This is a genomic window from Halalkaliarchaeum desulfuricum, assembly GCF_002952775.1.
GTDB classification, from domain to species: domain Archaea; phylum Halobacteriota; class Halobacteria; order Halobacteriales; family Haloferacaceae; genus Halalkaliarchaeum; species Halalkaliarchaeum desulfuricum.
Genome location: NZ_CP025066.1, coordinates 2,368,322 through 2,395,161, shown reverse-complemented (window position 1 = coordinate 2,395,161; position 26,840 = coordinate 2,368,322). Strand labels below are relative to the sequence as shown.

29 protein-coding genes are annotated in these 26,840 nt (G+C 63.4%); 12 read left to right on the top strand and 17 right to left on the bottom strand.

Annotated features, from left to right (window positions below; genetic code table 11):
• Positions 1-74: 74 nt before the first annotated feature.
• Both AArcSl_RS11990 and AArcSl_RS11985 read left to right on the top strand, forming a co-directional pair.
• A complete protein-coding gene (locus tag AArcSl_RS11990) occupies positions 75-284 on the top strand; it encodes a hypothetical protein (RefSeq protein WP_119819507.1) in 210 nt (69 codons plus the stop codon).
• Positions 285-371: 87 nt separating this feature from the next.
• On the top strand, positions 372-677 hold the full coding sequence (locus AArcSl_RS11985) for a DUF7111 family protein (protein WP_119819504.1): 306 nt from the start codon (positions 372-374) through the stop codon (positions 675-677).
• 60 nt (positions 678-737) lie between these two features.
• Here the strand turns inward: AArcSl_RS11985 and AArcSl_RS11980 are convergent, their stop codons facing one another.
• The 6 genes from AArcSl_RS11980 to AArcSl_RS11955 all read right to left on the bottom strand — a co-directional run bounded on the left by AArcSl_RS11980 (position 738) and on the right by AArcSl_RS11955 (position 6,064).
• Positions 738-1,595, bottom strand: a complete 858-nt coding sequence (locus AArcSl_RS11980) for a 2Fe-2S iron-sulfur cluster-binding protein (protein WP_119819500.1) — start codon at positions 1,593-1,595, stop codon at positions 738-740.
• A 28-nt stretch (positions 1,596-1,623) separates the two neighbouring features.
• Positions 1,624-1,842 carry a hypothetical protein gene (locus AArcSl_RS11975; protein ID WP_119819497.1) on the bottom strand — a complete coding sequence of 73 codons (219 nt, stop codon included), beginning with the start codon at positions 1,840-1,842 and terminating at the stop codon, positions 1,624-1,626.
• Entirely contained in the window at positions 1,842-3,122 is a 1,281-nt protein-coding gene (gene nrfD / locus AArcSl_RS11970) for an NrfD/PsrC family molybdoenzyme membrane anchor subunit (RefSeq protein WP_161945952.1), read from the bottom strand. The genes AArcSl_RS11975 and nrfD overlap by 1 nt, the downstream gene beginning before the upstream one ends.
• Entirely contained in the window at positions 3,112-4,344 is a 1,233-nt protein-coding gene (locus AArcSl_RS17635) for a 4Fe-4S ferredoxin N-terminal domain-containing protein (protein WP_161945950.1), read from the bottom strand. Before AArcSl_RS17635 ends, nrfD begins: the two co-directional genes overlap by 11 nt.
• A 126-nt stretch (positions 4,345-4,470) precedes the next feature.
• Positions 4,471-5,157, bottom strand: a complete 687-nt coding sequence (locus AArcSl_RS11960; protein ID WP_119819488.1) for a protein sorting system archaetidylserine synthase — start codon at positions 5,155-5,157, stop codon at positions 4,471-4,473.
• Between the two features lie 103 nt (positions 5,158-5,260).
• Positions 5,261-6,064 (bottom strand): CehA/McbA family metallohydrolase, encoded by an 804-nt coding sequence (locus AArcSl_RS11955; protein ID WP_119819485.1) that lies wholly within the window; start codon positions 6,062-6,064, stop codon positions 5,261-5,263.
• A 95-nt stretch (positions 6,065-6,159) separates the two neighbouring features.
• Here AArcSl_RS11955 and AArcSl_RS11950 point away from each other — a divergent pair, with 95 nt between their 5' ends.
• On the top strand, positions 6,160-7,359 hold the full coding sequence (locus AArcSl_RS11950; protein ID WP_119819482.1) for an inorganic phosphate transporter: 1,200 nt from the start codon (positions 6,160-6,162) through the stop codon (positions 7,357-7,359).
• Positions 7,360-7,443: 84 nt separating this feature from the next.
• The gene (locus AArcSl_RS17110) at positions 7,444-8,043 is read left to right on the top strand and encodes a hypothetical protein (protein ID WP_119819479.1); all 600 of its coding nucleotides are present in this window, start codon (positions 7,444-7,446) and stop codon (positions 8,041-8,043) included.
• Here AArcSl_RS17110 and AArcSl_RS11940 read toward each other — a convergent pair whose 3' ends face one another.
• A complete protein-coding gene (locus AArcSl_RS11940) occupies positions 8,044-8,262 on the bottom strand; it encodes a DUF7542 family protein (protein WP_119819476.1) in 219 nt (72 codons plus the stop codon).
• Positions 8,263-8,311: 49 nt separating this feature from the next.
• On the bottom strand, positions 8,312-8,959 hold the full coding sequence (locus tag AArcSl_RS11935) for a DUF1405 domain-containing protein (protein WP_119819472.1): 648 nt from the start codon (positions 8,957-8,959) through the stop codon (positions 8,312-8,314).
• A gap of 87 nt (positions 8,960-9,046) precedes the next feature.
• Here AArcSl_RS11935 and AArcSl_RS11930 point away from each other — a divergent pair, with 87 nt between their 5' ends.
• On the top strand, positions 9,047-10,720 hold the full coding sequence (locus AArcSl_RS11930) for an MATE family efflux transporter (protein ID WP_119819469.1): 1,674 nt from the start codon (positions 9,047-9,049) through the stop codon (positions 10,718-10,720).
• Between the two features lie 5 nt (positions 10,721-10,725).
• On the opposite strand, the gene AArcSl_RS11925 is transcribed toward AArcSl_RS11930, so the two are convergent.
• Together AArcSl_RS11925 and AArcSl_RS11920 are read right to left on the bottom strand one after the other, a co-directional pair.
• Positions 10,726-11,682 (bottom strand): hypothetical protein, encoded by a 957-nt coding sequence (locus AArcSl_RS11925; RefSeq protein ID WP_119819466.1) that lies wholly within the window; start codon positions 11,680-11,682, stop codon positions 10,726-10,728.
• Positions 11,683-11,781: 99 nt separating this feature from the next.
• The gene (locus tag AArcSl_RS11920; RefSeq protein ID WP_119819463.1) at positions 11,782-12,705 is read right to left on the bottom strand and encodes a beta-propeller fold lactonase family protein; all 924 of its coding nucleotides are present in this window, start codon (positions 12,703-12,705) and stop codon (positions 11,782-11,784) included.
• A gap of 169 nt (positions 12,706-12,874) precedes the next feature.
• Here AArcSl_RS11920 and ygfZ point away from each other — a divergent pair, with 169 nt between their 5' ends.
• Positions 12,875-13,996, top strand: a complete 1,122-nt coding sequence (gene ygfZ, locus AArcSl_RS11915) for a CAF17-like 4Fe-4S cluster assembly/insertion protein YgfZ (RefSeq protein ID WP_119819460.1) — start codon at positions 12,875-12,877, stop codon at positions 13,994-13,996.
• On the opposite strand, the gene AArcSl_RS11910 is transcribed toward ygfZ, so the two are convergent.
• From AArcSl_RS11910 to AArcSl_RS11895, 4 genes are all read right to left on the bottom strand, one after another.
• Positions 13,997-15,100 carry a geranylgeranyl reductase family protein gene (locus AArcSl_RS11910; protein ID WP_119819456.1) on the bottom strand — a complete coding sequence of 368 codons (1,104 nt, stop codon included), beginning with the start codon at positions 15,098-15,100 and terminating at the stop codon, positions 13,997-13,999.
• A gap of 73 nt (positions 15,101-15,173) precedes the next feature.
• A complete protein-coding gene (locus tag AArcSl_RS11905) occupies positions 15,174-16,253 on the bottom strand; it encodes a WD40/YVTN/BNR-like repeat-containing protein (RefSeq protein WP_119819453.1) in 1,080 nt (359 codons plus the stop codon).
• 76 nt (positions 16,254-16,329) lie between these two features.
• A complete protein-coding gene (locus AArcSl_RS11900; protein WP_119821963.1) occupies positions 16,330-17,814 on the bottom strand; it encodes a DUF402 domain-containing protein in 1,485 nt (494 codons plus the stop codon).
• 108 nt (positions 17,815-17,922) lie between these two features.
• Positions 17,923-18,315, bottom strand: a complete 393-nt coding sequence (locus AArcSl_RS11895) for an NUDIX domain-containing protein (protein ID WP_119819450.1) — start codon at positions 18,313-18,315, stop codon at positions 17,923-17,925.
• A 136-nt stretch (positions 18,316-18,451) separates the two neighbouring features.
• Here AArcSl_RS11895 and AArcSl_RS11890 point away from each other — a divergent pair, with 136 nt between their 5' ends.
• From AArcSl_RS11890 to AArcSl_RS11875, 4 genes are all read left to right on the top strand, one after another.
• Positions 18,452-19,258, top strand: a complete 807-nt coding sequence (locus AArcSl_RS11890; RefSeq protein WP_119819447.1) for a BtpA/SgcQ family protein — start codon at positions 18,452-18,454, stop codon at positions 19,256-19,258.
• 388 nt (positions 19,259-19,646) lie between these two features.
• Positions 19,647-20,042: a DUF5805 domain-containing protein gene (locus tag AArcSl_RS11885; RefSeq protein ID WP_119819444.1), complete on the top strand. Its 396-nt coding sequence runs from the start codon at positions 19,647-19,649 to the stop codon at positions 20,040-20,042.
• Positions 20,043-20,045: 3 nt separating this feature from the next.
• On the top strand, positions 20,046-21,119 hold the full coding sequence (locus AArcSl_RS11880; protein WP_119819441.1) for a tyrosine-type recombinase/integrase: 1,074 nt from the start codon (positions 20,046-20,048) through the stop codon (positions 21,117-21,119).
• Positions 21,120-21,296: 177 nt separating this feature from the next.
• Positions 21,297-22,151 (top strand): universal stress protein, encoded by an 855-nt coding sequence (locus tag AArcSl_RS11875; protein ID WP_119819438.1) that lies wholly within the window; start codon positions 21,297-21,299, stop codon positions 22,149-22,151.
• Between the two features lie 76 nt (positions 22,152-22,227).
• On the opposite strand, the gene moaC is transcribed toward AArcSl_RS11875, so the two are convergent.
• From moaC to trxA, 3 genes are all read right to left on the bottom strand, one after another.
• On the bottom strand, positions 22,228-22,707 hold the full coding sequence (gene moaC, locus AArcSl_RS11870) for a cyclic pyranopterin monophosphate synthase MoaC (RefSeq protein WP_119819435.1): 480 nt from the start codon (positions 22,705-22,707) through the stop codon (positions 22,228-22,230).
• Positions 22,700-24,145 (bottom strand): NAD(P)H-hydrate dehydratase, encoded by a 1,446-nt coding sequence (locus AArcSl_RS11865; protein WP_119819432.1) that lies wholly within the window; start codon positions 24,143-24,145, stop codon positions 22,700-22,702. Before AArcSl_RS11865 ends, moaC begins: the two co-directional genes overlap by 8 nt.
• A gap of 83 nt (positions 24,146-24,228) precedes the next feature.
• The gene (gene trxA, locus AArcSl_RS11860; protein WP_119819429.1) at positions 24,229-24,708 is read right to left on the bottom strand and encodes a thioredoxin; all 480 of its coding nucleotides are present in this window, start codon (positions 24,706-24,708) and stop codon (positions 24,229-24,231) included.
• 175 nt (positions 24,709-24,883) lie between these two features.
• Between trxA and AArcSl_RS11855 the strand changes: the two genes are divergently transcribed.
• Together AArcSl_RS11855 and AArcSl_RS11850 are read left to right on the top strand one after the other, a co-directional pair.
• A complete protein-coding gene (locus AArcSl_RS11855) occupies positions 24,884-25,474 on the top strand; it encodes an ArsR/SmtB family transcription factor (RefSeq protein WP_119819426.1) in 591 nt (196 codons plus the stop codon).
• Between the two features lie 6 nt (positions 25,475-25,480).
• Positions 25,481-26,773 carry a S8 family serine peptidase gene (locus tag AArcSl_RS11850; RefSeq protein WP_119819424.1) on the top strand — a complete coding sequence of 431 codons (1,293 nt, stop codon included), beginning with the start codon at positions 25,481-25,483 and terminating at the stop codon, positions 26,771-26,773.
• The last annotated feature ends 67 nt before the right edge of the window (positions 26,774-26,840 follow it).

The following is a 26,840-nucleotide window of genomic DNA, read 5'->3' as shown; positions in this document are numbered from 1 at the left end:
CCCGATCCCGTCGACAGATCAAGGCGCGACCGACGACACGACGTTTTATTTTGCGGGGCAACGCAGGTTCCAACATGGACGACTCGACTGCCATGCTGCTCGCGGTAATCGGTGGAGTGTTGACGGTGCTGACGGTGCTTGCAGGACTGGTCCAGCTCCCGAGTTCGCTTGCGGGACCTGGAGGGATCGCGACCGGCATTACACTCGTGGTCACTGCAGGGTTTGCCCTCCTCGTCGTCGTTGCTGGCCGACAGTGGGGCGGTCCCGAAACGGTGTACTGGTGATTTTCGGAAGGGTGACACAGCCTCGTATGGCTCGGAGGAGCCGGCAGTTTCGACACCGTTAGGGATCCGGACCTCCGTCGGTTCGGTATGACCGACGACGCCACGACGGACGACCCGACGGAGGAAGTCGAACTGACGCGGGACGGAATCACTGCACGGTACTTCACTGCAGGGACGGAACGGCTTCTGGAATTTACGGCCGACGGCCGGACTGCCGTCCTGGCACAGAACACGGACGGCTACGCGATGCTTACCGTTCGCCCGGGGATCGACGCCGAGGAACTCGAACGCTATTACGGATTCGAGATGGCGCTGGATCACGCGGCGGAACTCCTCGATGTGTCTCCGCACCGGCTGCCGGTTCCGGAACCGGCAGCCGACATGGGGATGTGAACCCGGTCGCAACCCCGTGCCGGGCGAGGACGCGGCCGTCAGAACACCTCGCTGTTTCCTTTAGAGATCGCCCGCCCTGTTCGTCTCGAGTTCGAATTCCCCACGAGGTTGTGCGGTACACGTCAGCACGTATCCATCGCGCAGTGCGTCCTCGTCGAGTGGGCCATAATCGATCGATTCGTGTTCGACCAGTTCCGTCGCGTCCCCGTCGATACGGGAGAGGCATACTCCACACCGACCCACCCGACACTGATACGGGAGTTCGTCGAGACCGACGTCTTCGGCGGCACGGAGTAGATCTTGTCGTTCCCCGACGGGAATAATCCACCCTTCGTTGAGGTACTTGATCGCGTGTCGCCTCCCGACGTCGTCCGGTTCGTCGTTCGGCTCGTCGTCGTTGTCCGGATCATCCGGCGCGTACTCGTCGAGTTCGCCCGGAGAGACACCGGTCGTCACTGAGAAATCGTCCCGTGGTTGGCTCGTACAGGGCAGGAAGTAGCCCGCCTCGACGGCCGCCTCGGTCAGCCGATCGTAGTTGTTGGTGGCCATGTGTACCGCCGTCGTGGCGTCGTCGTCCGCCCGCGAGAGACAGACGCCACAGAAACCGGCACGGCAGTCGTACGGAACCGAGATTTCCTGCTCTTCGGCCGCACGCAACACCGTTTGACTCCCCCGAATTTCGATCGTGCGCTCCGCTTGTTCGAACGAGACGTCGTACACGTCGTCGCTTCCGCGGACCTCGTACTCCCCGGGCGTCCCGAGGAGTCCTGTACAGCCGGCCAACGCGGCCGATCCGCCGACGGCCAGTCCGGCGAGTAGCCGCCGCCGTTTCGTGGGACACACGCCCGGTTCGTCCGCCGAGTTCGCATCGCAGTCCGCACAATTTGCGTCTGTTGTCGAGTGCTGTGGATCTGTCATGGTACTTTTGGTCTGTGAATCGTTCGTGTCATAGCGGCAGGTTCGCGATCACCCAGAACCCGATTCCGAGCAGTGCAGTTGAGGCGATCATCGCGACCGTGATCGCTCCCATGTAGACGAACCCGATTGCCGGCGTCCGATACTCCCGCGGTTCGGCGAACAGCCACGCGGCGACGGTGACGTACACTGGCATCAAAATGAGAAAGACGATGACGAGCGCACCGACGGGGATCTCGGGGACGACCATCAGCGGTTCACCTCCCTGCTGGGATCACGTGCAAGCGGGATCACTTTCGCGAACAGCAGGAACAGAAGCAGCGCGATCGCGATCGCGCCGACTGTGATGATCCACTCGACGAGCGTCGGGGTGTAACTCCCGATGAACCCGGGCAACACGGGGAACACCAGTGGTTCGATGACTTTCAGGTTCGACTTGATCCAGACCCCAAGCATCGCCGAAAGCGCGAGGACGTTCATGTATTTGACGCCCAGCCGATACTTGAATATCGCCAGCAGTAGCGTTGGCACGCCCACGAGGAGAATACTCCCCCAGAAGAACGGCGAGAGCGAGCCGAACAGGACCGCATCACTGATTCGCTGTTCGTAGAACTGCTGCATCCCTGTCAGCCCCTGGAGAACGTCGTTGAACATCACGACCAGGTAGACGAACCCGAAGGTAGTGAGCGCCTGGCCGAGTCCGATCAGTACCCTGTCTGAGAGTTTGTCCCGCCAGTCGAACTGCAGCCGCAATACCCCGGCTGTAAGCGTCACGAGCGCGGTCCCGGCGACCAGCCCGTTGACGACGAACACGATCCCCTGCTCGCGTCCGAAAAAGCCCGGCTGTTGGCCGACGACGCCGAGGAGAATTCCGGGAATCATCCCGGCCGTGAACGCCAGCACCATCAGGCCGAGTCCGAGCCACTTTCGCATCGATTCGAGTTTCGGAACCTCCGTGTTCGTTGCCCCGGCGCTGACCACGCGTCTGACGAGGTCGGCATGCAAGGGGAGTGGTCCTTCGGTCCGGAGAAAGTCGAGCCGAAGCGAGATCGTGAGCATGGTCAGGGTGAAGACCAGAAGCGTCGTCACGAAGGTCACGTCCCACGCGAGCGGCGAGTGAACCACGGTCGAGGGCCACTGGGCGAGGATCGTCAACACGCGATGGGGCGTCCCCAGGTCGATGATAATCAGCCAGGCCGCAGTGAGTCCGCAGATGAACGCCCAGATGTTGGCGATCCGGGCGATCATGTCGTAGTCGTCGAGTTCGGAAAACCGGATGTATCCCGTGATCGCGAGGGTTGCGACGGCCATGCCGGCGAACCACTCGAACGTCCCGATGTACAGTCCCCAGGTGGCACCCGCCTGTGTTCCCTGTGCGGCCAGGTCCGTGACCACGAGTCCGTGCTGGACCTGGTGGACGATCGCCTCGAGGGTGAGGAGTGCAATGGCTGTCAGGACGACGATCGATCCCAGGAGGGGAGTCGAAAGCCCCGAGAGGTGATCCCAGTTGTACTCGGTTTTAGCTGCCATCCTCATCACTTCCTGGAGAGGGATATTCCACGGGTGGGCGCCCCTTGCGTTCCCGGGTCAGGTCGCGGTGCATGTCTTCGACCGTCCGTGGCCCCTCCACTGGCGTCGCAGGGGCTCCCGGTTCGTCCCCGACGTAGATGACGTTCGGTTCGGTTCCCATGAACTCGAGCAGCCTGAACGTGCTGGCGTCGTCGTCGAGTTCCTCGAGATGTTGGCGCGGGGCGCTTTCGGAATCCTCTAGGTCTCCGAAATGAATCGCGTCGACCGGACAGACCTCCTCGCAGGCGGTCGTCCCCTGGAGGTCCTCGTTGTCGGAGTCCTGGCGGTGCACACAGAACGTACATTTTCCCATCACGCCCTGCGGGGGATTTCCCCCGGCGTGGACCCCGCCGGCAGCTTCCCGGGGAGTGTCGATGTCCAGGTGGACACCGAACTCGTCGAGTTCGTGGGGCTCGCCCCACTGGAGGTAGTTGACGCCGTACGGACAGGCGATCTCGCAGTATCGACAGCCAACACAGAGGTCGTAATCCGTCATCACGATGCCGTCCTCCTCGCGTTTGTATCGGGCCTGGACGGGACAGGCGGTCGAACACGACGGCTCCGAACAGTGCTGGCATGGTCGCGGTAGATACGCCTCACGATCCCGGTAGTCGTCCTCGACGTACCGATGGACGAACATCCATAGCGCGTCGGCCGTGTTGTTGTTCTCCTCGTTGCACGCCTCCACACACTGGAGGCAGGCGACACACTGGTTGGTGTTTATCGCCATTCCCATCTGAACGTCCCCGTCGTCATCATCGACGTGGCCGCCGCCCGCCGCCCCTTCGAGACCTCCCAGGCCTACCGCCGCAGCGCCCAGCATTCCAGCGGTCTTGAGTACCGAACGCCGCGAATGCTCTTCCCCCGGGACGCCCGGCATCGCGCCGTCGTTCCCGCCGCCGTTCCCGCCACCGCCGTTTCCGCAACTGTCGTTTCCGCCGCCGCGTTTTCCATCCCCGCTGAACTCCTCCGGTTCCATCGCCTCGTCCCGCCTGTCGATGCCGAACTCCTCGAGAACCTGCTCGTGGTATCGCCCGTAAAATTCACTTTCGGACAGTTCCCCATTGGCCAATCGCATTGCGTCTTTGGCCATCTCTCGACCCAGTTCGGCGTCGAAGTCGACGTCTTCCAGTTTCTCGTTCGCCCAGTCCTCCCACTCCGGATCGGCCGGATCGGGTGGCATGTTAGCAAGCACCGACATATTGCCCTTTATTATCAAGGTTGAGCAATAGAGATTTCGGTGAATATGACACGTACCCGATTGTCGTTACTGTGTCCAGAACGTTCGCGATCGACTGCGCAGTTGCCCTTACAGATCGAGGTGGTCCTGCCAGTAAAATCGCGGTCCGAACAGAAGGTACGCGAGCGAGAGGAACAGCAGAGCGAACGCGAACACTTCCCCGGGCTGGCCCGTGAGCACGATTGCGAGGACCTGAACGATTCCCATGACTGCCGCGTCTTGCGGGTGAAGATCAGGGTACGTTATCGGCGTCACCATCAGCACCGCGAGAAGGGCGGTAAGCGGCACGAGGAATGCCGGTGCGGTGTAGCCGGCGAGGACGGCGGCCGCGAGGATCGTCGCCGCGAGCGTGGTCTGGACGCCTTCGGTCTCCTTCGTTCCGATGTCGTAGGCGTTGTACAGTCCGAGACGAACCACCGCCAGTGCGACGAACACCGCCCCGATGGCAATCCCGATCAACGCCTTCGGCTCGTCCATCCCCCACTCGCTGAGTACGGTGTAGGAAACGAGGAACGCCGGCGCGACACCGAAGGAGGCAACGTCCGCAAGCGAGTCGAGATATACGCCTGCCGGGGTCGACCCATACTTGCGAGCGATGATGCCGTCGAGCGCGTCCATGATCGCCGCCAACAACAGCAGGCGGGCCGCGATCCCCACGTCCATCGTCGCGGCTACGGCGGCCAGAAACCCCAGCGCCGCGTTCGCCGTGGTGACGTAGTCGGCCAGCCCCAGACGGCCGAGGAACCGTGGGATCACGTTACCTTCCTCACCCACGGAGAGTAAACGTCTTTTCGTTCAGTCCGGAGATGCATTCGTTCAACCACGTCTTTGTCGACTGCCGTTACCTGTTGGCGGCCCCTCACTCGAACAGAGACACGATGCGCGAAAGTCCGTGGCGCCCCCGGATCGCGCCGAGTTTTGCAGCCGACGCCGTTTTGATGGCACTGGCCTTCGCGTAGGTCGCGCTGGTTTTCACGCTTTTTTTGCTGTAGTAGGCGCTCTTGCGCGCGGCGGCGATCGCGTAATGCTTGCTGGCCATCGGGATCGGGGCACGGCGCCCCCGGACGCTGGTCTCCCCGTCCCGGATCGCCTCGAGAACGTGTTCGCTGGTCACCGCCTCCCGGGAGACGTCGCCGACGTCGATCTCGCTGAACGCCCGCCCGACGTATTCGAGGGTGTGGGCGTCGCTGGCGGCGACGCCGGGGTAGCCGTGTTCGACGGCGAACTGGCGGGCCCGCCGGTTCCGGTAGCCGGTGAACAGCCAGGCGTTGAACACCTCGATGGCGTCGCAGTCGCCGACGTAGCGCCGTCGAACGCCGTGTCGGGACCGCTGGAACGGATGCGGGACGACCGCGACCCCACCGTGGTCGCGGATCCAGGCGACCGTCTCGTCGAACGGCTTCCGGTGTGGCGGCATCTGATCGACCCCGACCGCGAGCAGATGACCGTGGGCGGTCGACACCTCCACGCCCGGAATCCCTACCAGACCGTACTCGGGAGCCAGTTCGGCGGCCCGAATCGACTCTCCCATCACGTCGTGATCGGTCACGACCACGGCGTCGAGTCCGATATCGGCGGCGTGTTCGAGAATGAGATCAATTGGCTCGTGGCCGTCGTAGGAGTCATCCGAGTGCACGTGGAGGTCGATCCGGAGCGTCGTCACGCTATCCCGTAGGTCGACCCATAATATAAGCGCGTTTGTCGGCGGGCGAAAAACGTCACGACTTATAAAATCGAACACCTACTCCCTCGTGAGCCGTGATCGATCCGTTGCTCGCGATCGGACTCCTCGTGGCATGTTTCGTCGCCTACAACATCGGCGGGGCGACAACTGGCCCGGCGTTCGGGCCGGCGGTCGGTGCCGGCGTGCTCCCCAAAGCGGCAGCCGGTGGACTGATGTCGGTGTTTTTCTTCCTCGGAGCGTTTACTATCGGCCGCAACGTCGTCGACACCCTCGGCGAGGATCTCGTCCACGATCCGGCCGTGTTCACGCTGGAGGCGAGTATCGTGGTGTTGTTCTTCATCGGGGGCGCGCTGCTCCTCGGGAATATCACCGGGGCGCCGTCGTCGACATCGATGACAGCTGTCGGAGCCATCGCCGGACTCGCCCTGTCCCGTGGCGTCCTGGACTTCGCCGTGATCGGCGAGATCCTGGCGTGGTGGATCATCTCTCCGGTGATCGGCTTCTGGATGGCGGTAATGATCGGCCGGTATCTGTACGACGAACTCGACCGGATCATCGCCATCGAACAAAGCGAGGGGCCGCTCGTGACTCTCGACCGCGAAGCGACGATCCCGCGACCCGTCCCGGGGGAAAACACGAGTCGACGAGAGCTGCTCGGTACCGCAGTCGTCGTCGGCATCGGTTGTATGATGGCGTTTAGCTCCGGGGCGAGCAACATCGCGAACGCGATCGCCCCCCTCGTTGGGAGCGGAGCGATCGCGATGAATCCCGGCATCGTGATCGGCTCGGTGGCCGTTGCCGTCGGCGCGCTCACGATTGCCCGGCGCACGATGGAGACGCTGGGCAACGATATCACCGAGCTTCCGCTCACCGCCGCCATTATCGTGGCCGTGTTGAGTTCCGCCATCGTCATCGCCCTGTCGGCAATCGGGATTCCGGCCAGTTTCGTCATCATCGCCACCGTCTGCATCGTCGGACTCGGCTGGGGCCGCTCGACCGACCGGATCCCGATCCGGGACGCGGTCCGTGGAAACACGACACCGCAGGTGTCGGTCGGTGCGCTCTCGGCGGACGCAGGTGCGCCGACGGTCGGTGATCCGGCCATCGACGGTGACGTCCCGGAGCCACGAGAACCCGATTCCGACGACGTCGAGACGCCCCCGGCGACCAACGAACTGTTCGATCCGGAGACGACAGTCAGGGTGATCCTGATGCAAAACGTCGTTCCGATCGTCGCTACCGTCGGATCGTATCTCACGTTCCTCCTGATATGAGGCGCCGTATCGGCTACCAGCGACAAACACGGCACACGAAATCAGTTGAATCTTAGTGGAACACGACCGTAGGTTCAGACGACTATGCCGATTCGATTCAGGGGACGACAAACGCAGTTTTACATCGATATCATTTACGGTATCGCGTTCAGTGTCGGGTTCGCCTATCTCCTGTTCGTCGGTATGGACCCCCGTGTCGCAGCGTTCCAGGGTGGGCTCGTGTTGGGGTATTTCCTCCGCGTGTGGGAGAACATGAGCGTATACGAACAGATTCTCGAGGAGGAAGTCGCCGCGGAGGCCCAGGAGGCCGTGGCACAGGAAGTCGAAGACACCGTGCCAGGGGCAGCCGAGCAACAGGTAACACAGGAAATCGAGGAACGTGTGCCCGAGGAGGTCACCTCGGAGGTCGAAGAGCAAGTTCCTGATGAAGTCACCTCGGAAGTGGAGGAACGTGTGCCCGAGGAAGTCACCTCGGAAGTCGAAGAGCAGGTTCCAGAGGAAGTCACCTCGGAGGTGGAACAACAGGTCGAACAGGCGGTCGAACGGCAGATGGAAGACGGGATGGGCGAACAGATCGAAGCGGAGGTCGACGAGCGGATCGGCGAGGAAGTCGAAAAACGGCTCGACGACCGCGTCGAGGACCACACCGAAGACGGATCCGACGGGGACGAGTCCTCGCGGTGACTACTCGGCGTCGAGATCGTCGTCCGACCCCGGAATCCCGCACACACCGGCCGCGGCCCCTGCCCGTTCGACGCCATGCGCCATCCCGCCGATCTCCCAGGACGGGTCGTGGCCGGTTTCGCGTTCGTGGTCGTCGATCCACTCCCTGGCGGCCGAAAGCGAGTCGAACGTCTCCTCGAAACCACACCGAGGACACCATACGATCGCTCGTGTCGACATTGCAAACAGCTTCGGTCCGGGGGACGATAACGTCTCCGTTCGTCGGTGCTCACGACGCGGGCGGTGACGACTGCTCGGAGAGGGGTTCGAACGCCCACCACGCGAGGGCGACCGCGAAAACGGAGAGTCCGACCGAGATCACCGGCAGCGCAACCCCCGGTTCGTACTCGAGGGGTGGATGGTATCCGAAAACGTAATCGAACACGTCGTTGGCCAGAAGCAATACCAGTGCCGATCCGAGCGCCCCCGGCGTCGTGGCTGCCGCGTGGGGAAACAGGAACGCCTCCGCGACGAACAGGAAGTGGGTGATCACGATCCCCCAGTAGTCCCATAGTGCCCCCGGGGCGAAGAGGTACAGTTCCGGACGGAGCGTGAGGGCGACGAACGTCCAGAGCCCGAACTTCACGAGCCAGACGAACGCGAAGGTGTGGAGATACGAAAGCGGCCGGTTTCTCGATAGCTGGTTCGGGTGCCGACCGAGGTTGGGCAGAAGCGTCGCCAGCGCGAGCGTCGCCAGGGCGATCGCCGTCGGGGAGTCGGCGTACAGCGGCCACAGGATCGTCGGCACTTCCCCCAACCTCTCGAGGTAAAACTCCACGCCGACGAGGAACGCGACGGCGTTGACGAGGAGGAGCCAGACCAGGGTGGACGGCGTTCCCAGATCTGCCGCCCAGCGCTCCGGGATGACCCGACCCATACCGTCGGATTTCGCGGGGACGTCTTATAAGCAACCGGCTTTCCGACATCGGAACGTTGATTTCTCAGCCAACCCAGCCATGCAAAAGTGACAGACCCCGCATCGCCGGGGGACGACGAGTCAGACGAGCCCGACGAAACGCCCTCCGGAACGCCTTCCGACGAGCCGTCCACGAGTTCCCGAGAGAACTCTCCCGAGAGTTCGCCCGACGAAAGCAGCTGCAAGGCTGCGGCTTCCGAGGGCGATGACGGTGACGAGGACCCCCGAGACTCGATCACCGAGGGGAGCCTCCTCCGGCCGCTGTTCCGGCTGGCGTGGCCGATCTTGGTCATCCAGCTGCTGCAGGTGACGTACAACGTCGTCGACACCCTGTATCTCGGCCGCCTGTCGGCGGAGGCAGTGGGGGCGCTCAGCCTGGCGTTCCCGCTGATCTTCCTGTTGATCGCGGTCGCCGGCGGGTTCACCACCGCGGGGGCGATATTGGTGGCCCAGTACACCGGCGCGAAAGGCGATCGATCCGCTGGTCTGGTCGCCGGCCAGACGATCACGACTGTCGCCGCACTCTCCGTCGTCATCGGGATCGGCGGGTACTTTTACACGCGGCCGGCGCTGGAACTGCTGCCGAGCGATCCCGACACGGCCGCGACGGTGATCCCGCTTGCGGCCGACTACATGGAGGTCATCTTCCTGGGGATCCCGCTGATGTTCGGCTTCTTCGTGTTCAGCGCGCTACTGCGGGGGTACGGCGATACCCGAACGCCGATGTTCGTGATGGTGGTGTCGGTCTTTATCAACGTCGTTCTGGATCCGTTCTTGATCTTCGGGTTCCAGAACAACCCGATATTCGTCTGGCTCGACGCGACCCCGGTCGTCGGGACGATCGACTTCGCGGCCATGGAGACGGCGACGTACGCCGCGACGGGGTTCGTCGGCTTCGGCATCCAGGGGGCGGCGCTCGCGACGATCGTCGCCCGCGGTGTCGCGACGGCGATCGGACTGTGGCTGCTGTTTTCGACGTCCGTCGGGCCCGCCGTCAGGTTCACTCACCTCTCGCCGGATATCGGGTTCATCTCCGACATCTTCCGGCTCGGGCTGCCCAGTAGCGTCGAGCAGACCGCGAGCGCGCTGGCGATGATCACGCTCACCGCGATGGTGGTGACGTTCTCCCCGCCGGTGGTGGCCGCCTACGGGCTCGGAAATCGGCTGATTTCGCTTGTGTTCCTTCCGGCGATGGGACTCGGCCGGGCGATCGACACGATGGTCGGACAGAACCTCGGCGCCGACCGTGCCGATCGGGCCGCCAGGGCGGTTCGGGTGGCTGCAGCCACCGGCGCCGGCGTGATGCTCCTTGTCGCCGTCGTCGCGGTGGCGTTTACCGAACCGATCGTGTCGGTGTTCCTCGGCGACGTGCCGGACGCCCCCGAAACGATCCGTCACGGCGTCGAGTACGTCAGAATACGCTCCGTCGAGTTCGCGTTCATCGGGGTGGCACAGGTGATCCTCGGTGCGTTCCGGGGTGCCGGAAACACGAAGACTGCGATGACCATCTCGCTGATCTCCCTGTGGGCCGGACGGGTGGCGTGCGTCTTCTATCTGGTGTTCGTGGCCGGCTGGGGCGCGACCGGGATCTGGGTCGGAATGACTGTCGGACACATCATAAGCGCCGTGCTCGGCGTTGTCTGGTTCTCCCGGGGGACCTGGACGGAGAAGTACATCGACGAACCGGACCCCGTCGACCCGCCCAGCCCGACCGAAGACTGACCGTCTCACACCGGTTCGAACGACGGTGAGAGTGTCCGATCCTTCCGATACTGCTCGAGATAATATCTGACGCCTGGACCGTGAGCCGCCCCGACGATCAGGTGCACTTCCCGGGCGGTGTCGTTGTGGTAGACAGCGTAATCAGCGATCCGTTCGTTTCGCGCGTGGGTGACGAGTTCCAGTTCCGGATCGTGTCGGCGGAGCCACTCGCGTTCGAGCGGCTGCGGGAGGAACGCCCGGGCGTAGTAGCGCTGTAGTTCGTAGAGGCGGTCGGGGTTTCGACTCGCCTCGCGACTCAGCGAAAACGATTCGTAGTCTTTCGCGGTCGCGAGATCCGCGAGGTCTGTCACGAATGCAGCGGCGACGTCGGCCAGAACGCGTTCGAACCGGTCGCCGTACACGGACGCTCCAGAGTCGATGAGCGAAAACGTCGCCTCGCGGAACGTCGACGCCATGGACGCGATGTCCTCGAGCAAGGAGTCGAACGGCGTCTCCTCGAGCGGACCGAGATGCGATTCCACGCCCAGTTTTGCACACTCCTCCATCGCCCACCGGTAGTCGTCCATCTCGCAAACGGCCTCGAAGTCCCGAAAGTACAGCGGCCGGATCCCCTGTTCGCAGTACACCGACGCATCCCTGTCGAGATATCGCCGAACGTGCTCTCGGAGGAACGCACGCTCTTCGGACGTGTCCGCGTGGGTGACGCCGTGGACATGGAACGCGGAATCGTCGATTCTGACGCACGCTCCCGGAATACCAGCCGAATCCGGGACGTTCCACCACGTCGGTTCGATGACCGATTTCCAGACGTCTTTCGCCCGGAAATAGGCCTCGTGAACCGACTCTGTGTCGAACTGTCTCTGCAATTCGACCAGGGAATCCGACCCCCTGATCGCCGTTATCAGTTCCTCAGCGGTTTCGGCGTCGGCGTCGACGGTATCGGTGCTCGCTTCGTCGTTCACGGGAGACCGTCCTCAGTGGAACAACGGTTCGAAGCCCTATGAACGCCCCTTTTATGTGTGTGAGTAACACACATCCGACCTCAGGTCACACTCGGGCCGTCACCGCGAGAGGTAGGCGATTCCGTCGGGATGGAGACCGACGTCGTACCTCTCGATCTCCACCCACTCGCCGGCGTCGAGAACACTCACGTCGTTCGTTTTGTTGTTCGCGACGAAGGCACGGTTCCCCGACGGCTCGAAGGTCGTCCCGCCGGGCCAGATGCCAACGGGGATGCGTGCAATCTCCCACGGCCGGATGTCCTCGTCACGTTCGTGTCGGGTGTCGATGACGCTTACGTCGTTGCCCTCGCGGTTCGGCACGAAGACGTGGCGACCGTCGGGCGAGGAGACGACCCTGATCGGCGTTTCGCCCAGCAGCGCCTGCCCTTCCTCTTCGAACGTTTCGGGGTCGACGACCGTGAGTCGCGAGTCGTCCTGATTGGCCACGAGCAGCCCGCCGTCGGGGTGGACTTCGATTCCCTCGGGGCCTTCGCCGACGGGGACATCGCCGACGATCTCCCGCTCGTCGGCGTCGATCGCGGTGACGTTGTCGCTGCCGATGTTGGCGACGAACGCGGTCTCCTCGTCCGGGGTGAACGCGACCATGTGGGACTTGTCCTGGAAGGTCGGGAAAACAGAGAGCAGCTCGACGCCCTCCCCATCGACGTCGAACACGAACACGCGGGAACTGTAGGTGGAGGCAAGCCACAGTTCGTCGGCAGACTCCCTGAGGGCCAGCCCGTGGGGGAAGTCGAACCGCTCGTGTTCGAACCGCTGGGTGATCTCCCAGGTATCCGAGTCGAGCACGAGGAGGCTCCCGCCGAGCGAACAGGTGACGTACACCTCCTCGCTGTCCGGACCGATTTCGACTTCGTGTGGGTTGAAGTCGGTCTCGACCCGTTCGACGGTTTCCCCGGAGTCTGGATCGACGATCGAGATGCTGTCTTCGTCCTTATTGAGTACGACGAGTCGGTCGTCCGTCATGTGGCGGAGTTTCGAGACGAAATAGTATAAATCGGCCCCCTTTCGGGCGCCACGAACAGTCGCCGGGGCCGGATGCGCCGATCGCAGCCCCTTCAGCGACACTGGTTTGTGAACTGTATACGGGCATCGGATCGGCGACGTTTTGCACCTCGGTCCGTTATCCCACCACATGACGGTCGTCGGGGATCTACACGAGGAGTACGGGGCGACGTTCGGCGAGCGCGGCGGAACCGAGATCGCGGAAGCCTACGGTCGACCCCAGCGCGCGGCTCGTGCAGTCAGGAACGTGGCGGGAACGATCGAAATGGGATATGGCGTCGTCACCGTCTCGGGGGAAGACAGACACGAGTTCGTCGACGACGCGGTTTCGAATCGGGTCCCCGAACGCGACGGCAACGGCGTGTACGCACTTCTGCTCGACCCGCAGGGGACGGTACAGACGGACATATACGTGTACAACGCCGGCGAACGGCTCCTGATACTCACGCCTCCCGGACGCGCGGCTCCACTCGCGGACGACTGGGGTGGAAAGGTGTTCATCCAGGACGTGGAGATCCACGACGCCACCGGGGAGTTCGGAATATTCGGGGTTCACGGCCCCCAGGCGACAGAGAAGATTGCCTCGGTGCTCGAGGGGGGTACGCCGCCCGAGGAGCCGCTGTCGTTTGTCCGGAGTTCGATGCACGATACCGGCGTCACCGTCGTCGCGACGGACAACCCTCTGGGCGAAGAAGGATACGAGATTATCTGTACGGCGGCGGACGCGAGGAACGTGTTCGAAACACTACTCACCAGGGGCCTCAACGCCGCCCCGTTCGGCTATCGTAGCTGGGACGTGCTGACGCTGGAGGCGGGGACGCCGATCTTCGAGACGGAATTACGGGGCCGAGTTCCGAACGTGGCGGGAGTACGCAACGCGCTCGACTTCGAGAAGGGGTGTTACGTGGGACAGGAGGTGGTCTCGAAGATCGAAAACCGCGGTCGACCCAGCCGGCGGCTGGTCGGCCTCACGCCGGGGCGGATTCCGGAGTCGGCGGCTTCGGGATCGGACACCCCGCCGCTGTCCGGTGTTCCGGTCGTCGCAGACGGCGCTGCAGTCGGCGAGGTCACCCGCGCGGCGCCGTGGTCCACGCTGGATCGTCCCCTGGCGCTGGCGCTCGTCGACTTCGACGCCGCCGGCGACCTCGCTATCCGACTCGAAGACGAGGACATTCACGCGAAAGCCGCCTCACTTCCGTTTCTCGAGGGGTCGGCGCCCTCGGCCAGGGTACCGACGTATCCCAACGGGTGATCACGAGAACAGCCGTCTGAGGTGCTCGCGGGAGAAAAACGACGTCGGTCGGTCCATGTGGACGCCGATCTCCCCCGATAGCGCCCACAGTCCCGCCCGCTGAATCGGTTCGGGTAGCGAATATGCCCGACGGATGAGGGATCCGAGGCGGATCTCCCGTCCGAGTTCCTCCCGCCAGGCGCGTTCGTATGCCGACAGCGTCGACGGGTCCGCCGGATCGATCGTCTCGGCTGCGATGTCGGCTGCAGTCATCCCGTAGAGTATCCCGCCGCCCGTGAACGGCTTCGTCTGTGCGGCCGCATCGCCGAGGAGGAACACCCGGTCTGACGTCGTTCGGGTGGGTGGCCCGATCGGAATCGCACCCGAACAGAACCGCTCGGTTTCGACGCCATAGCCCGCGACGAGTCGATCGAACCGGGTTTTGACGTCGGTCCCCGGCGGTGCAGCCAGCCCGTACTCGACGCCGGCGTCGCCCCGCGGGATCCGCCAGGCGAAAAACCTCGGTGCCGTCAGGTGGACGTCGACGTAATCACCGTGGTCGGGTTCGGAGTCGAACGCGAGTACCCCGTGGAGCGTCTCCTCCGGTTCCGGGAGCCCGACCGTCCGACGGATTCTCGAAGTGGGTCCGTCACAGCCGGCGACGATCCGGGCTTCGAACCTCCGTTCTCGTGGGTTTTCTCCGTCCGAACTGTCTCCGTCGACGCTCGCGGTGAGCACCACGCGATCCGATCGCTCGTCGACGTCAGTCACTGTGTGGCCGTCCCGGACGTCGGCGCCGGCCTCCCTGGCGCAGTCCGCGAGCGTCCGGTCCAGTTCGACCCGGTCGATCACGTTTGAAACCTCCTCGCGTTTGTAAAACCTGTACCCGTCGGTTTCCGCCCCACCGACGTGGAAATCCGCGCCGTAGATCCGGTTTTGCCGGAGGCGATCGACTGCGTCGTCGGGGACGTACTCCCAGAGGTCCGTCGAGACGTGTCCAGAACAGGCAAGCGGCGATCCGATCTCGCCTTTCTCTAACGCGAGGACGTCGTAGCCGGCTTCGGCCGCCCGGCGGGCATACCGGGCGCCGGGAGGGCCGACGCCGACGACCGCAACGTCGTACATACCTGTTACTCGGTACAGATGAGTAAATAGCTTGGCAGACTCTCTCGATCCCCTGTCTGCCTTTCGAGCTACACTATTCCACGATCTCGAGTCCCAATACGGGGCCGTCCTCGAGCAGCCCAGTCCATCCCATTTCGACGCTTTCTCCCGCTGATTCCGGCTCGGAAACGGTCACTTCTGGCAGGGGACGTGAACTCCAGTTGACGCCGGCATCGACGGACCGGTAGAGGCCGTCGTCGCAGGCGGCGTACAGCACGCCCGGTTCGGTTCCCGACGCCAGTACCGGCCGGCGTGCACCCTCGCCGACGTCGAGTTCGACGTCCTCCAGTAGCCTCCATTTCCCCTCGTCAGTTCCGCCGTCGGTATCGTCGTCGTTCGAACGTTTCCGATACAGATAGCTCGGTCCCCTCCGGTGGGCGTTCCGAGCGGTGCTTGCAGCCGAGACCAGCACCGTGTCCGGATCGCCGGGATTGACCGCCAATCCCCAGCAGTACCGGTGTTCGAGTCCGTCGTGAATCTGTTCCCACGTCCGACCGGCGTCTTCGCTTTCGGCGTAGCCGTCCCCGGCGGCGCTGTAGACGCGATCCGGCACGTCCGGATGGGTCGCTATCGTGTGGTTGTCCCGCCTGGAGCCCGGGGGTCGATCCTGCCAGGTATCCCCGCCGTCCCGGGTCACCACGAACGCGCCGGCCTCGATCCCAACGTACCAGACGTCCGGATCGGCCGGCGCGGGTTCGATCCACCTGACGTGATGGGTGTCGGGTCGCGGCGGAAACGACCAGTGTGGCGCCGACGGGAGGTCGGCGAGTCCGTCGAGGCGCGTCCACGTCTCCCCGCAGTCAGTGGATCGGTAGATCCGGGATGGCTCCGTCCCCGCCCAGACAGTGTCGGGATCGTGTCGAGATATCCCCAGGGCAGTGACCGCGTTCGGGTCGATCGCCCGGCCGACGCGTTCGAACGTCTCTCCGCCGTCGGTCGACCGCCACAGTCCGGCCTCGAAGGTCCCGGCGAACACCCGATCGGGAGCAGACGGCGAGGCAGCCACACAGTTGATTCGCTCGCCGGGCAGCCGGATCGCTGCGGTTTCCGTCGCCGACGAGATTCCTTCGGCCACGAGCAGGCCGTCGGGGGTTGCTACGTACGCTGTGGTCATGGCCGCTAATTTGGCGTATCGCCTATAAAGAACATCGCCGAGGGGGCTGACAGGGGCGGATAAGCTGGGTCCGATCTCACAGCGCGTTTTCGAGGGCACTCGCCACCGCGCGTGCCTTCTGGGCCAGATCGGCCGGGACGTTGCCGGCCGCCTCGGCCGCGTCGAGTTCGTCGTCGTCGACCCGTTCGACGGTTCCGTCGCCGTGTCTCACGACGTCGACGTGGAGGTCGACATAGCGGATCGTCTCGGGAAAGATTTCGACCGGGGTACAGACGTTGACGTACGTTCCTTTCGGCGTCCCGGACTCGTCGCGGTAGGTCGTCGGATACCACCATCGGCCCTCGCGAAACTTCGTCACCGCCACGTCGCCCTCCTCGCGTGCGACCCCGAGTCCGTCGTAGCTCCCTCGGCCGGTCATGGGTCGCTCGACGGTGAGGGTCCCGTCCGGCTCGAGTTCGGTCACGGTGCCGGCGCCGAGCGTGATGAGCCGTCCGTCCGGCTTTCCGTGTTCGATTCGGATCTCCTCGTCCTCGTGAGGGCCGAACTGGGCGGTGACTGTTTCGAAGGGGAACTCGTCGTCGCCGTCCGGCTCACAGAGGGCTTCGACGAAGTCGACGCCGGATCCGGCTGGTTCGGCCCCGGCCTTGATGCGGTGGTGGCCTGGCATCGTCGTCGTGACGTCCCGGCGGCGGGCATCGAGCGCGAATCGCGACTCCCGGCCGAACCACAGCCAGGTTCCGGCCCCGGGCGATGCGAGCGCCTCCGGACGGGCCGAGCCTGTCTGATTCGTTTCGCCCGCTCCCGAGAGTGTCTGCTCGAGCGCGTCGGCCCGTTCGATGGCGATCTCGAGCCCGGAGCTCAGGGCGTTCATTTCCAGGTCTGTCGCCGCGTGGGTCCACTTTAGCCCCCATCCGTCCGGCGGCTCGAGTCCGAGCAGGTCGGTCATCCCGGCCAGTTCTCTGGCGGCCCGATCGTCGTACGTGTCGACTGTCGTTCCCTCCCGCCCCCGTTCGAGAACGGCGACCCCGCCGTACGCCCGGATCGTGGTGTCCAGTTCCGGACGGCGGTTCGCCCAGGGAGGTGACGACGACGTAACCTGTACCCGCAATTCGTCGCCAACGGAGACGTGTTCGTCGGCGTTGTCGAACGGCAAATACCCCTCACTCGCCAGGTGGTCGGTCGTCATCGGCCCGCCGGTGTCGGCGTCGCCCTCGCCGGCGGATCCGACCGTCAGATCGACGACTGCGCCACCGCCGAGGGTTTCGGTGACTCGACCGCGAAAGACCGACCCCCGAGGAGTCGGATCCGGCCACGCGAACGTGTCCCTACCCAGCGCGTTGACGAGCGAGTCTCGGACGGCCGGGACGGCTTCCGGATCACCCTCGACGCCGACGCCCTGTCGATCGTCAGTCGTTTCCACCGCGACGTCGTGGCCCGCAGCGGGAAACTTCTCGTCGAATCGCCGATCGATGGCTCCCGAGACGCCGACCACGTCGAACCCCGAATCGAGAAACAACTGTGTCAGGGCCGTCGTATAAACCCCCCGTATCCGAACGTTCACGTCGTCGCAGTCCAGCGAATCGTTCCCGTCACCGCTCATGAGGTTTCCTCCGGGTGGCAGGGTGAAACGTTTTCGGTGTTGCCTCAGCTCACGGGATCTTTCACCGAACTATTCGTCGAGCGCGTCGCGAACGATGTGTTCGTGGTCGAAGCCGAGTTCGGGCAACTCCGCAGGATCGAACATCTCCACCCTGCGTGCTTCCTCCCGAGGTTCCGGCGTCGCGTCACCTACCGGAGAACAGCGATAGGCTGCGCTGACGTTTCCCCGTTCGTCCCGATTTGGATCGTCATAGAGGCCGACGAATTCCTCGACTGTCACGTCGATCCCGACTTCCTCCTTGACTTCCCGAACACAGGCCTCCATCGCAGTCTCGTCGGGTTCGACGAGCCCGCCCGGGAGTACCCAGTGTCCTTCGAACGGCGGATGATTTCGTTCCAGGAGAAGCACCTCCCCGTCCAGTACGATCACGGCATCGGTAGCCAGCGCTCTGACCTCGACCATGTGAGAACCCACGGGTCGACTGCAGTAGTAGTTATGCTCAACCATTCTATATAGCGATATAGAGTTTAAAACTTGGGAGTGCTGGAGGGTTTTCGAGTGTCGGCACCCCTTTGGGGTCGGACGTTCCCACCTCTGTATGAACGTGCGAAATCCGAGTGAGTTTCTCGTGATCGGAATGGTCCATCTGCCGCCCCTGCCCGGTGCTCCCGACAGTACGGGAATCGATGACGCCGTAAAACGAGCAACAGCCGACGCCGACGCGCTCGAACGGGGAGGGGTCGACGCCGTTCTGGTGGAAAACTTCGGCGACGCGCCGTTTTATCCCGATGAGGTGCCGAAACACACCGTCGCGTCGATGACGCGGATCGCGACCGAACTCCAGGGAGTTGTGGACGTGCCCGTGGGGATCAACGTCTTGCGAAACGACGTCCCCGCAGCCGTCGCGGTCGCCGGCGCCATCGGGGGGCAGTTCGTCAGGGCGAACGTCCACGCCGGTGCCCGGATCACCGACCAGGGTGACCTGCAGGGGCGTGCCCACGAGACGATCCGCCTAAGGGAGCGGATCGATCCGGAAATCGCCGTACTGGCGGACGTCGATGTCAAACACTCACAGCCCATCTCGCCGGAGTACGATCCGCTGGTGGCCGTCGAAGACGTCGTCGAACGGGGATTGGCAGACGGCGTGCTCGTTTCCGGATCGTCGACGGGGACGCGGGCTGATCCCGAACAGGTGTCCAACGTCCGGGATGCAGTCGCCAAAACGTCCCGGAATCCCCCTGTGTTCGTGGGAAGCGGGGTAACCGTCGACAACGTCGAACGATATCTCGATGTCGCTGATGGCGCGATCGTCGGTTCCGCGTTCAAGTCCGACGGTAATCCCCGCAATCCAGTCGAAGAAAAGCGGGTCGAAGCGCTCGTCAGGCGAGTTCGACGAGAGGGATGACGGTACTGGAACGTGTTGGATGGTGGAGGGAGGTGAACCAGTCGAACGAGATCCACCGTTCGGGCTCGGTGGGACGGTGATTCTGACGTCATTGAACAACAGAAGCTGCTGGTCAAATTTGTCCGAGACAATACGACACAATACTAATATTAACCTAATCAATGCGACACAACAGTGTAATTTATGTTGTATAGAGAGCAACTCAATACGGAAACTCGGTGCTAATGTTCTTATCCCGAATGATAGGCATATCCAAATCCGAAATAGTGCTATAATTCGGGATTACTAGCACATTCGGCACCCCATGGTAGTCCTAGAACTCCGGGTAAGTGCCCTTATCCCGAAGTGTAGGGATAAATTGAAGGGGCGTCCGTCAGACCGGAAATGTATGAGCAGCGAGGACAAACGCGTCGCCGTCAAGACCTACGTGCCGGCGTATCAAAAAAAGCGGTGGCGGGAACACGCAGACCAGTTGGGGATGAGCCAAAGCGAGTTCCTGCGAACGATGGTGCAGGCGGGCCGTCGCGGGTTCGATCTCGCGGAGAAGTCCGAGGAAGGCGGTCCTGACACCACAAACCCCGGGGGAAACGTCCTCGAAAGCCGGATACACGACCTTCTGGAATCCGAGGGTACCCTGGACTGGGACGAACTCCGCGAGGAACTCGCGGTGGATCTCGAAGATCGGATGGACGAGGCCCTGTCTGCACTGCAAGATCGCAATCAGGTCAAATACAGCGGACGCGACGGAGGGTACACCCTTACCGACGAGGGAGGGGCGCGCTGACCCATGAGCGTCGATTCCACCGAGGCTGATCCGGACGACCCGATTGCGTATTTCCTCGAAGACCTTACCTTTCACGGCAAGACCGAACGGACGCGGGACGCCTACGAGCGCGTCCTCCGGGATTTCGAGGCGTTTCTCGCCGATTCCGATCGCAATCCCCGTGGTCGAGGCGTCGATCCGGGTGAGGCGACGTATCGCGACTGTATGGCGTACGTTTACACGCTACGTGGTTCGGTGAGCGAAAGCACCGTGGCGACGTATGCAGCGTATCTCCACCGGTTTTACGCCTACATGACCCAGGTCGGGGCGTTCGACGCCAATCCGATGACACTGGTCGCAGAGGAGATGGACGAAACCGTCGAGAAAGACCCTCAGCGACGGGAAATCTCGGTCCCGGAGATGCGCGCGTTCCTCGCGGACATCGATCACCCGTTGCATCGCGCCGTCGTCGTCACGCTCTTGAAAACCGGCATGCGGGTCGGCGAACTGTGCAATCTCGACCTGCGTGATCTGTGGCTTTCCAACACCCAGGTCGTCGAGGAGTACGGCGTTTCCCCCAGAGCACAGCTTTCGGGCCACCCGGATTCGATCTACGTCCCCACGGAACCGACCGTCGGGGAATCGTACAACGGCGAGGTCAGATCCGCGTCGAACAAGCGAATGCGGGAGACGATCATTCCGGTCGACGCAGAACTGGGGAAGGTCCTGCTCCGGTGGCTCGCAGTCCGCCCCGACACCAGATCGGAGGCTCAACCCCTGTTCGTTTCCACGAGCGAAGACTGGGGAACACGGCTGAATCCCGCTGCAGTCAGGCACATCGTCGAACAGCACGCCCGGGAACGGGGGTGGTATCACACCGGCGGTGGCTCCGCCGAAAACGTGACGCCCCACTATTTCCGGCACTTCTTCACCACTCACCTCCGCGACCGGACAGGCGACCGTGGTATCGTGAAATACCTCCGCGGTGACGTCGCCAGCGACATCATCGACACGTACACCCACAACTGGGGCGACCAGGTTCGTGATACATACGTGACACATGTCTACTCGTTACTCGGAGAAACCGCCCCTCGATAAACTGTATACCGCTATATTAAATCTTCAGCGCGATCCGTACACCGTCGTCAGTGGTCGGGCCCGGAAGTGTATGGTTCAGACCGACATGCGTTGGGATACAGGACGTGGCGGTGGAACCCGACGATTCGATCCTGGTTGGGGAAAGAGTACTTGATCCCGCTCTGTGATGGTTCAACCATGTACGACCGGCTGCTGATCCCCGTTGACGGAAGCACTGGTGCCGCCCGCGCTGTCGAATACGGTCTCTCGGTCGCCAGGGCGACAGACGCGGCTGTCGATCTCCTGTACGTCGTCGACACGTCGATCGATCGATTGATCGATCCAGAGGAGGGACGAACTCTTCTGGATCGCTCGGAGAAAGCCGGCAGGCGTGTGACCGCCGACATCCAAAAACGGGAGACGGATCTCGATATCGACCGGGAGATTCGGCACGGAAAGCCGTACGAAGAGATCCTCGCCCACGCCGACGATCGGGACATCGACCTCTGTGTGCTGGGAACTCGAGGGGCGGGCGATCGGCGCCTCGGCAGCACGGCCGAGCGGGTCGTGACACTCGCGGACGTTCCCGTCGTATCGGTTCCCGACGTCGAGGACCTCCGACTGTCGTTGCCGGAGCCACTCGCGGACATCGTCGTGGCGACCGATGGAAGCGACGCGGCCGAGCGTGCCGCCGACCACGCACTGGCAATCGGCGAACGATTCGGTGCGACGTTGCACGCGGTTTACGTGATCGATTCGACCGTGTACGACCTGGAGGACGCGCCACGGAGTATCGTGGGTCTCCTCCGGGAGGGTGGAGAAACGGTGATCGAAGAGATCACCTCGAGCGCACAGGAGGTAAACGTCCCAGCCACGGGTCAGGTTCTCCGAGGCGCGCCGGCGTCTGAACTGTGCGAATACGCAGACGGCGTCGACGCAGGCCTGATCGCCGTCGGGACGCGAGGGCGCGAGGGAGTTCCCGACCGGCTGCTCGGGAGCACGACGAGGCGGATCATCCGGGACGCCGAGCGACCGGTGCTGTCGTTGCGCTAGCGTCCCGTTTTTCGGGGGCCTTCCATCGAGAGGGGTCGGCTCCGTAGCCGACACGAACGCGCCCGAATGCGAGCAGCTACTGGAGGGATCGTTTCCGCTTTGTTACCACTCGAACCTCGCCGATCGACGTCTCCGGATACTGTCCGTCCTCGTCTTTCTCGGCTGCCTTCACCATGTCCCAGATCACGTTCAGCCCGGACGTCACGCCTTCGAGCGCCTCCATCTCGCAGCCCGTCTTCCCGGTGGTTTCGACGGCGACCTCCAGGGTGATCCGGTCTTCCCGGAGATCGAAGTCGGTTTCGACGTTGGTAATCGGGATCTGGTGGCACATCGGGATCGTTTCCCAGGTGTGTTTGACAGCCTGCACTGCACCCACGCGTGCAGTCGCGAGGACGTTTCCTTTGCCGATGTCGTCGTCTCGGACCGACTGGATCGTCGACGGCTGCAGCTGGATCTCGCCGCGGGCGACCGCCCGCCGCGCGGTGTCGGGCTTGTCCCCGACGTCAACCATCTGCACGTTCCCCTCCTCGTCGGTGTGGGTCAGATCCTCACTCATCCGTACGTAGTGCCTCCGGGAGCCGATCGATTAAGTCCGTCGCGACCAGGCCGTTCCCCATGTCGTCGTGAGCGATGTCGCCCGCCCTGCCGTTGGCAAACGCACCGACCGCGGCTGCTTCGAACGGTGGAAGGACCGCGAGCAACGCCCCGACGGCACCAGCGAGGACGTCCCCTGTACCGCCGACGGTCATGCCCGGATTTCCGGTTCGGTTCACCCGAACAGATTCTCCGTCGGTAACGACGTCGTATTTGCCTTTTACCAGCAATATGTGGTCGAGTTCCGCCGCGTAGTCGGCGGCGAGATCTGCCCGGGACTCCCAGTCCTCCGCCGACGGCCCACCCATTGCGCGCAGCTCACCCTGGTGGGGAGTACACACCAGGGTCGCGTCAGTATCGACAGCAGGGACGACCCTGAGCGCGTCGGCGTCGATTACTGCGTTCCCCTCGAATTGTTCGAGGAACTCCCGAACCGCATCGAGCGCCGCCTCGGTGTCCCCGAGCCCGGGCCCGAACACGACAGCGTCGTGAGCGGCGGCGAGTTCCAGGATCCGATCCACGTGGGGGGACGCCAGCGTTTCGCCCGGGAACGGACGAACGATGAGATCCGGCGAGAACGCCTGCACCTCGCGGGCGACGACCTCGGGGCAGGCAACGCGAACCAGATCCGCGCCAGCCCGGAGCGCAGCCGCGGCCGCAAGGGTCGGCGCGCCAGTGTAGGGACCGCCGCCCACGACGAGAACTTCGCCGTTCTCGCCTTTATGCGAGTCCGGTCGGCGGTCGAGCTGCAGCAGATCTCCCGGACCGGTGAACAGTTCGGCCGCCCGGGGAATCCCGATGTCGGCGACCGTCACCTCGGCGTCGAGGGACCCCAGTCCCGGTTTCCGATCGTGGAACGTGACGACGTGGTCGGCGTCGATTGCGACGCCGTCCGTCCCGCCGAGCCTGTCCCCGGTGTCCGGGTCGATCCCCGTCGGCACGTCCACCGAGAGTACCGGTGCTTCGAGATCGCCCAGGAGTTCGACCACGCTCCGTTCCGGTTCTCGCAGGGCACCTGTGACGCCGGTCCCGAGGATCGCGTCCACCACGAGATCCGGGTCACCCGGCTCGAACGCCCTGCTATCCTGGACTACTGCCGCTTCGAGTTCGGACGCAACAAGCGCCCCCCAGTTCTCCCGGGCGATCTGGGTAGTGATCGTTTCCGGACGACCGAGCAAGTGGACCGCCGTTTCGTACTCCTGGAGAAAGCGTGCAGCGACCAAAGCGTCTCCCCCGTTATTGCCCCGACCACACACGAGCGCCACCGATGCACCCGGGTCGACGAGCCCCCGAACGACTCGAGCGATCGCGTTCCCACTCGACTCCATCAACTGTTTTCGCGGAACTCCAAGCGCCTCGGCGTTCGCGTCGACGGCTGCCATCCGACGGCTCGTGATCATACTTGACCCCTCACCGTCCAGAAAATTATAACTGCGGTCTTTCCAGACGCAAAACCAGTTCCACCCCGGGGGAAAGCGGTTTCTTACCCGGAGACCAGTCGTTTGAGCGCCGCCTCGGACTGGGCACCCATCACGCGCTGTGCGGGTTCCCCGCCGCGGAACAACACGAGGGTCGGGACGCTTCGAACACCGAACTTGCTTGCAAGCCCCTGATGTCTGTCGATGTCTACCTTGAGCACCGCCGCGTCAGTTTCGCGCGCGACGGATTTCACTGCAGGCTCCATCATCTTGCATGGACCGCACCATTCGGCGTGGAAGTCGACGAGGACGGTGTCGTACTTGGAGACCACGACGTCGAACCGATCGGGTGTTTCCAGTTCGATCGGCTCGTCCGGTGGAGCCGAACTCTCCGTGTGGTCCGTTCCAACCGACTCGACGCTGCTTGCACCGCCCGAGGCACTTTCACCGGGTGTTCCGTCTTCCAGCTTCTCGCGGAGCTTCCGGCGTTTTCGTTCCCGAATCTCTTCGAGTTCGTCGTCGGTTCCTCCGTCCGTATCACTCATAAACGCGAATATGGCTCCCAGAAGTATAAGAGTGAGTGTTTTGTATAATTGTGATTACTATGCATTTGTGGTTGAATATTCTGTTGTCGTATGCGTTTCAAAACGGCAGATTTCTTTCCTGACCCATGTCGACATGTAACAGAACTATTTTGTTTTCCCGGGCATAGCGTGAGATATGTCCGGGCTGTTGCCGACGGACTCCGACCCGGAGCTGCTCGACGAGGAGCGGGGACTCCGGGTCGTCCAACTCGAGGACGCCGACACGGATCGGCTTCTCGGCTCGCTCAGTTCGGAGACGGCCCGGCAGCTGTTCACGTCGCTTCACGAGGAGCCGGCCACCGCTTCCGAACTGGCCGATCGGGCTGACACGTCCCTTCAAAATGCAAAACACCACCTCTCGAACCTCCAGGAGGCGGATCTCGTGTACGTTGCCGACACCCGCTACTCGAGCAAGGGACGCGAAATGAAAGTGTACGCCCCCAGCGACGACGCGCTGGTCGTCTGCGTTGGAGACTCGACGAGCCTGCTCGATTCGATCGAGGATCTTGCTGGAGCCGTGATCGCCCTGCTCGTCGGTAGCGTCCTCGTGCAATGGTGGTTCGCGACCGCCGTGCTCGACGATACCACACCCGAGTCCCTTCCACGGGTCGGCGACAGCGTGACGGCCGTCGAGCCCGTGTTCGGATTCCTCCCGCCGGGAGTCGCCTTCTTCGCGGGCGGGCTCGTCGTCCTCGTCGTCTTGCTGGCGTTTCGCGCCTGGAGGTGATCCACCGTGTCAGATGGCCATCGTGGCGATCGTTCGGACGGACGAACCCTCGGGGCGACCGCTCGAGTGGTGATTTTTTCGGCGATCGTACTGACCGCGGTGCTTGCAGTTCCGCCCGCAGAGTACACTCGCACCGACGCCGTCGACGGAACGGACGCGATCGGACTGGCTGCCGCCGATCCCCCCGACGAGGACCTGCGGGCACTCCACGATCGGGGCGTAACGGGCGAGGGGGTCAAGATCGGGATCGTCGGTTCCTCGTTCGGCTCCTACGGCAACCTGGGAGAGGGCGTCGCCGAACGGGAGCGGCTCCACGATTCGGGAGCACAACCGGTCGGAGATTCCACGACCGATCACGGCGCACAGGTCGCAAGTGTCGTCGCCGGTTCGGCACCCGACGCAGAACTTTACCTCGCGGAACTCGGCGACGGCCCCGAAAGTCACACCTACAGAAGTGCGATCGCCTGGCTCGTCGACGAAGAAGTCGACGTGATCCTCGATGCGGGAAGCTATGCCCCAACCGACAGGGGGACCGCTGCCGTGTTCGGCTGGGCTGCCGAGTACACCTCCCAGCAGGACGTCCTGTTCGTCACTTCCGCGGGGAACTACGGCAACAAACATTGGGCCGGTACTGTCGAGGGTTCGGGGTGGATCCCGTTCGACCGAACGACGGAAGCAAACGAGATCGGCGAAGGAACCATCGACGGGCCAGTCTCGCTGCGTCTCTACTGGGAGTCGGATCATCCCTTCGAGTTGTACCTGTTCAAACACCGACCTGACGCCCGCGATGTTGTCGTAGCCAGCGCCAGCGAAACCGACGGTGCGGCGGGAATCGACGCGACGGTTCCGGAGGGATCGTACTACGCGGCAGTACGCACCCCCGAGGAGGTCGCCCCGCCCGAACAGCTCCGGCTGTTTTCGCTCCACCAGCCGTTGGCACACACCGAGCCCCACGACAGCGTCCTCGAACCTGCCTCGACCGGTTCCGTTCTCGCAGTCGGCGCAACAACCCACGACGAACTGTTGCGGGCAGACAGCTCCCGACACGACTCGATGATCGCCGGTCCGGGTACCGTCGAAACTGCCGGGGGCGAAGTGGTCGGAACCTCCGCTGCGGCGCCGTACGTTGCAGGTACAGCCGCGTTGCTGAAATCCGCCGACGGTTCGCTGTCGTCGGACGAAACGAGGGAACTGCTGTTTTCGACCGCTGAACGGAACGGAAGCGCCACCGTCGTTGATCCGGCTAATGCCGTCTCGGCAGTCGAACCCGAAGCAGACATCACGGACCGGGACGGCTGACATATCGAGCTGGAACCGCTGACCGGATCGGGCCGGACGGAAGTTGACAACGGTTTTGTCCCTCCGT

What these genes read in the sequence shown, in the direction of transcription:
- AArcSl_RS11990 (WP_119819507.1), top strand. Translation starts at nt 75, where the DNA reads ATGGACGACTCGACTGCCATGCTGCTCGCGGTAATCGGTGGAGTGTTG.
- AArcSl_RS11985 (WP_119819504.1), top strand. Translation starts at nt 372, where the DNA reads ATGACCGACGACGCCACGACGGACGACCCGACGGAGGAAGTCGAACTG.
- AArcSl_RS11980 (WP_119819500.1), bottom strand. Translation starts at nt 1,595, where the DNA reads ATGACAGATCCACAGCACTCGACAACAGACGCAAATTGTGCGGACTGC.
- AArcSl_RS11975 (WP_119819497.1), bottom strand. Translation starts at nt 1,842, where the DNA reads ATGGTCGTCCCCGAGATCCCCGTCGGTGCGCTCGTCATCGTCTTTCTC.
- nrfD (WP_161945952.1), bottom strand. Translation starts at nt 3,122, where the DNA reads ATGGCAGCTAAAACCGAGTACAACTGGGATCACCTCTCGGGGCTTTCG.
- AArcSl_RS17635 (WP_161945950.1), bottom strand. Translation starts at nt 4,344, where the DNA reads ATGCCACCCGATCCGGCCGATCCGGAGTGGGAGGACTGGGCGAACGAG.
- AArcSl_RS17110 (WP_119819479.1), top strand. Translation starts at nt 7,444, where the DNA reads ATGCCGATTCGATTCAGGGGACGACAAACGCAGTTTTACATCGATATC.
- AArcSl_RS11940 (WP_119819476.1), bottom strand. Translation starts at nt 8,262, where the DNA reads ATGTCGACACGAGCGATCGTATGGTGTCCTCGGTGTGGTTTCGAGGAG.
- AArcSl_RS11935 (WP_119819472.1), bottom strand. Translation starts at nt 8,959, where the DNA reads ATGGGTCGGGTCATCCCGGAGCGCTGGGCGGCAGATCTGGGAACGCCG.
- AArcSl_RS11920 (WP_119819463.1), bottom strand. Translation starts at nt 12,705, where the DNA reads ATGACGGACGACCGACTCGTCGTACTCAATAAGGACGAAGACAGCATC.
- ygfZ (WP_119819460.1), top strand. Translation starts at nt 12,875, where the DNA reads ATGACGGTCGTCGGGGATCTACACGAGGAGTACGGGGCGACGTTCGGC.
- AArcSl_RS11910 (WP_119819456.1), bottom strand. Translation starts at nt 15,100, where the DNA reads ATGTACGACGTTGCGGTCGTCGGCGTCGGCCCTCCCGGCGCCCGGTAT.
- AArcSl_RS11905 (WP_119819453.1), bottom strand. Translation starts at nt 16,253, where the DNA reads ATGACCACAGCGTACGTAGCAACCCCCGACGGCCTGCTCGTGGCCGAA.
- AArcSl_RS11895 (WP_119819450.1), bottom strand. Translation starts at nt 18,315, where the DNA reads ATGGTCGAGGTCAGAGCGCTGGCTACCGATGCCGTGATCGTACTGGAC.
- AArcSl_RS11890 (WP_119819447.1), top strand. Translation starts at nt 18,452, where the DNA reads ATGAACGTGCGAAATCCGAGTGAGTTTCTCGTGATCGGAATGGTCCAT.
- AArcSl_RS11885 (WP_119819444.1), top strand. Translation starts at nt 19,647, where the DNA reads ATGAGCAGCGAGGACAAACGCGTCGCCGTCAAGACCTACGTGCCGGCG.
- AArcSl_RS11880 (WP_119819441.1), top strand. Translation starts at nt 20,046, where the DNA reads ATGAGCGTCGATTCCACCGAGGCTGATCCGGACGACCCGATTGCGTAT.
- AArcSl_RS11875 (WP_119819438.1), top strand. Translation starts at nt 21,297, where the DNA reads ATGTACGACCGGCTGCTGATCCCCGTTGACGGAAGCACTGGTGCCGCC.
- moaC (WP_119819435.1), bottom strand. Translation starts at nt 22,707, where the DNA reads ATGAGTGAGGATCTGACCCACACCGACGAGGAGGGGAACGTGCAGATG.
- AArcSl_RS11865 (WP_119819432.1), bottom strand. Translation starts at nt 24,145, where the DNA reads ATGATCACGAGCCGTCGGATGGCAGCCGTCGACGCGAACGCCGAGGCG.
- trxA (WP_119819429.1), bottom strand. Translation starts at nt 24,708, where the DNA reads ATGAGTGATACGGACGGAGGAACCGACGACGAACTCGAAGAGATTCGG.
- AArcSl_RS11855 (WP_119819426.1), top strand. Translation starts at nt 24,884, where the DNA reads ATGTCCGGGCTGTTGCCGACGGACTCCGACCCGGAGCTGCTCGACGAG.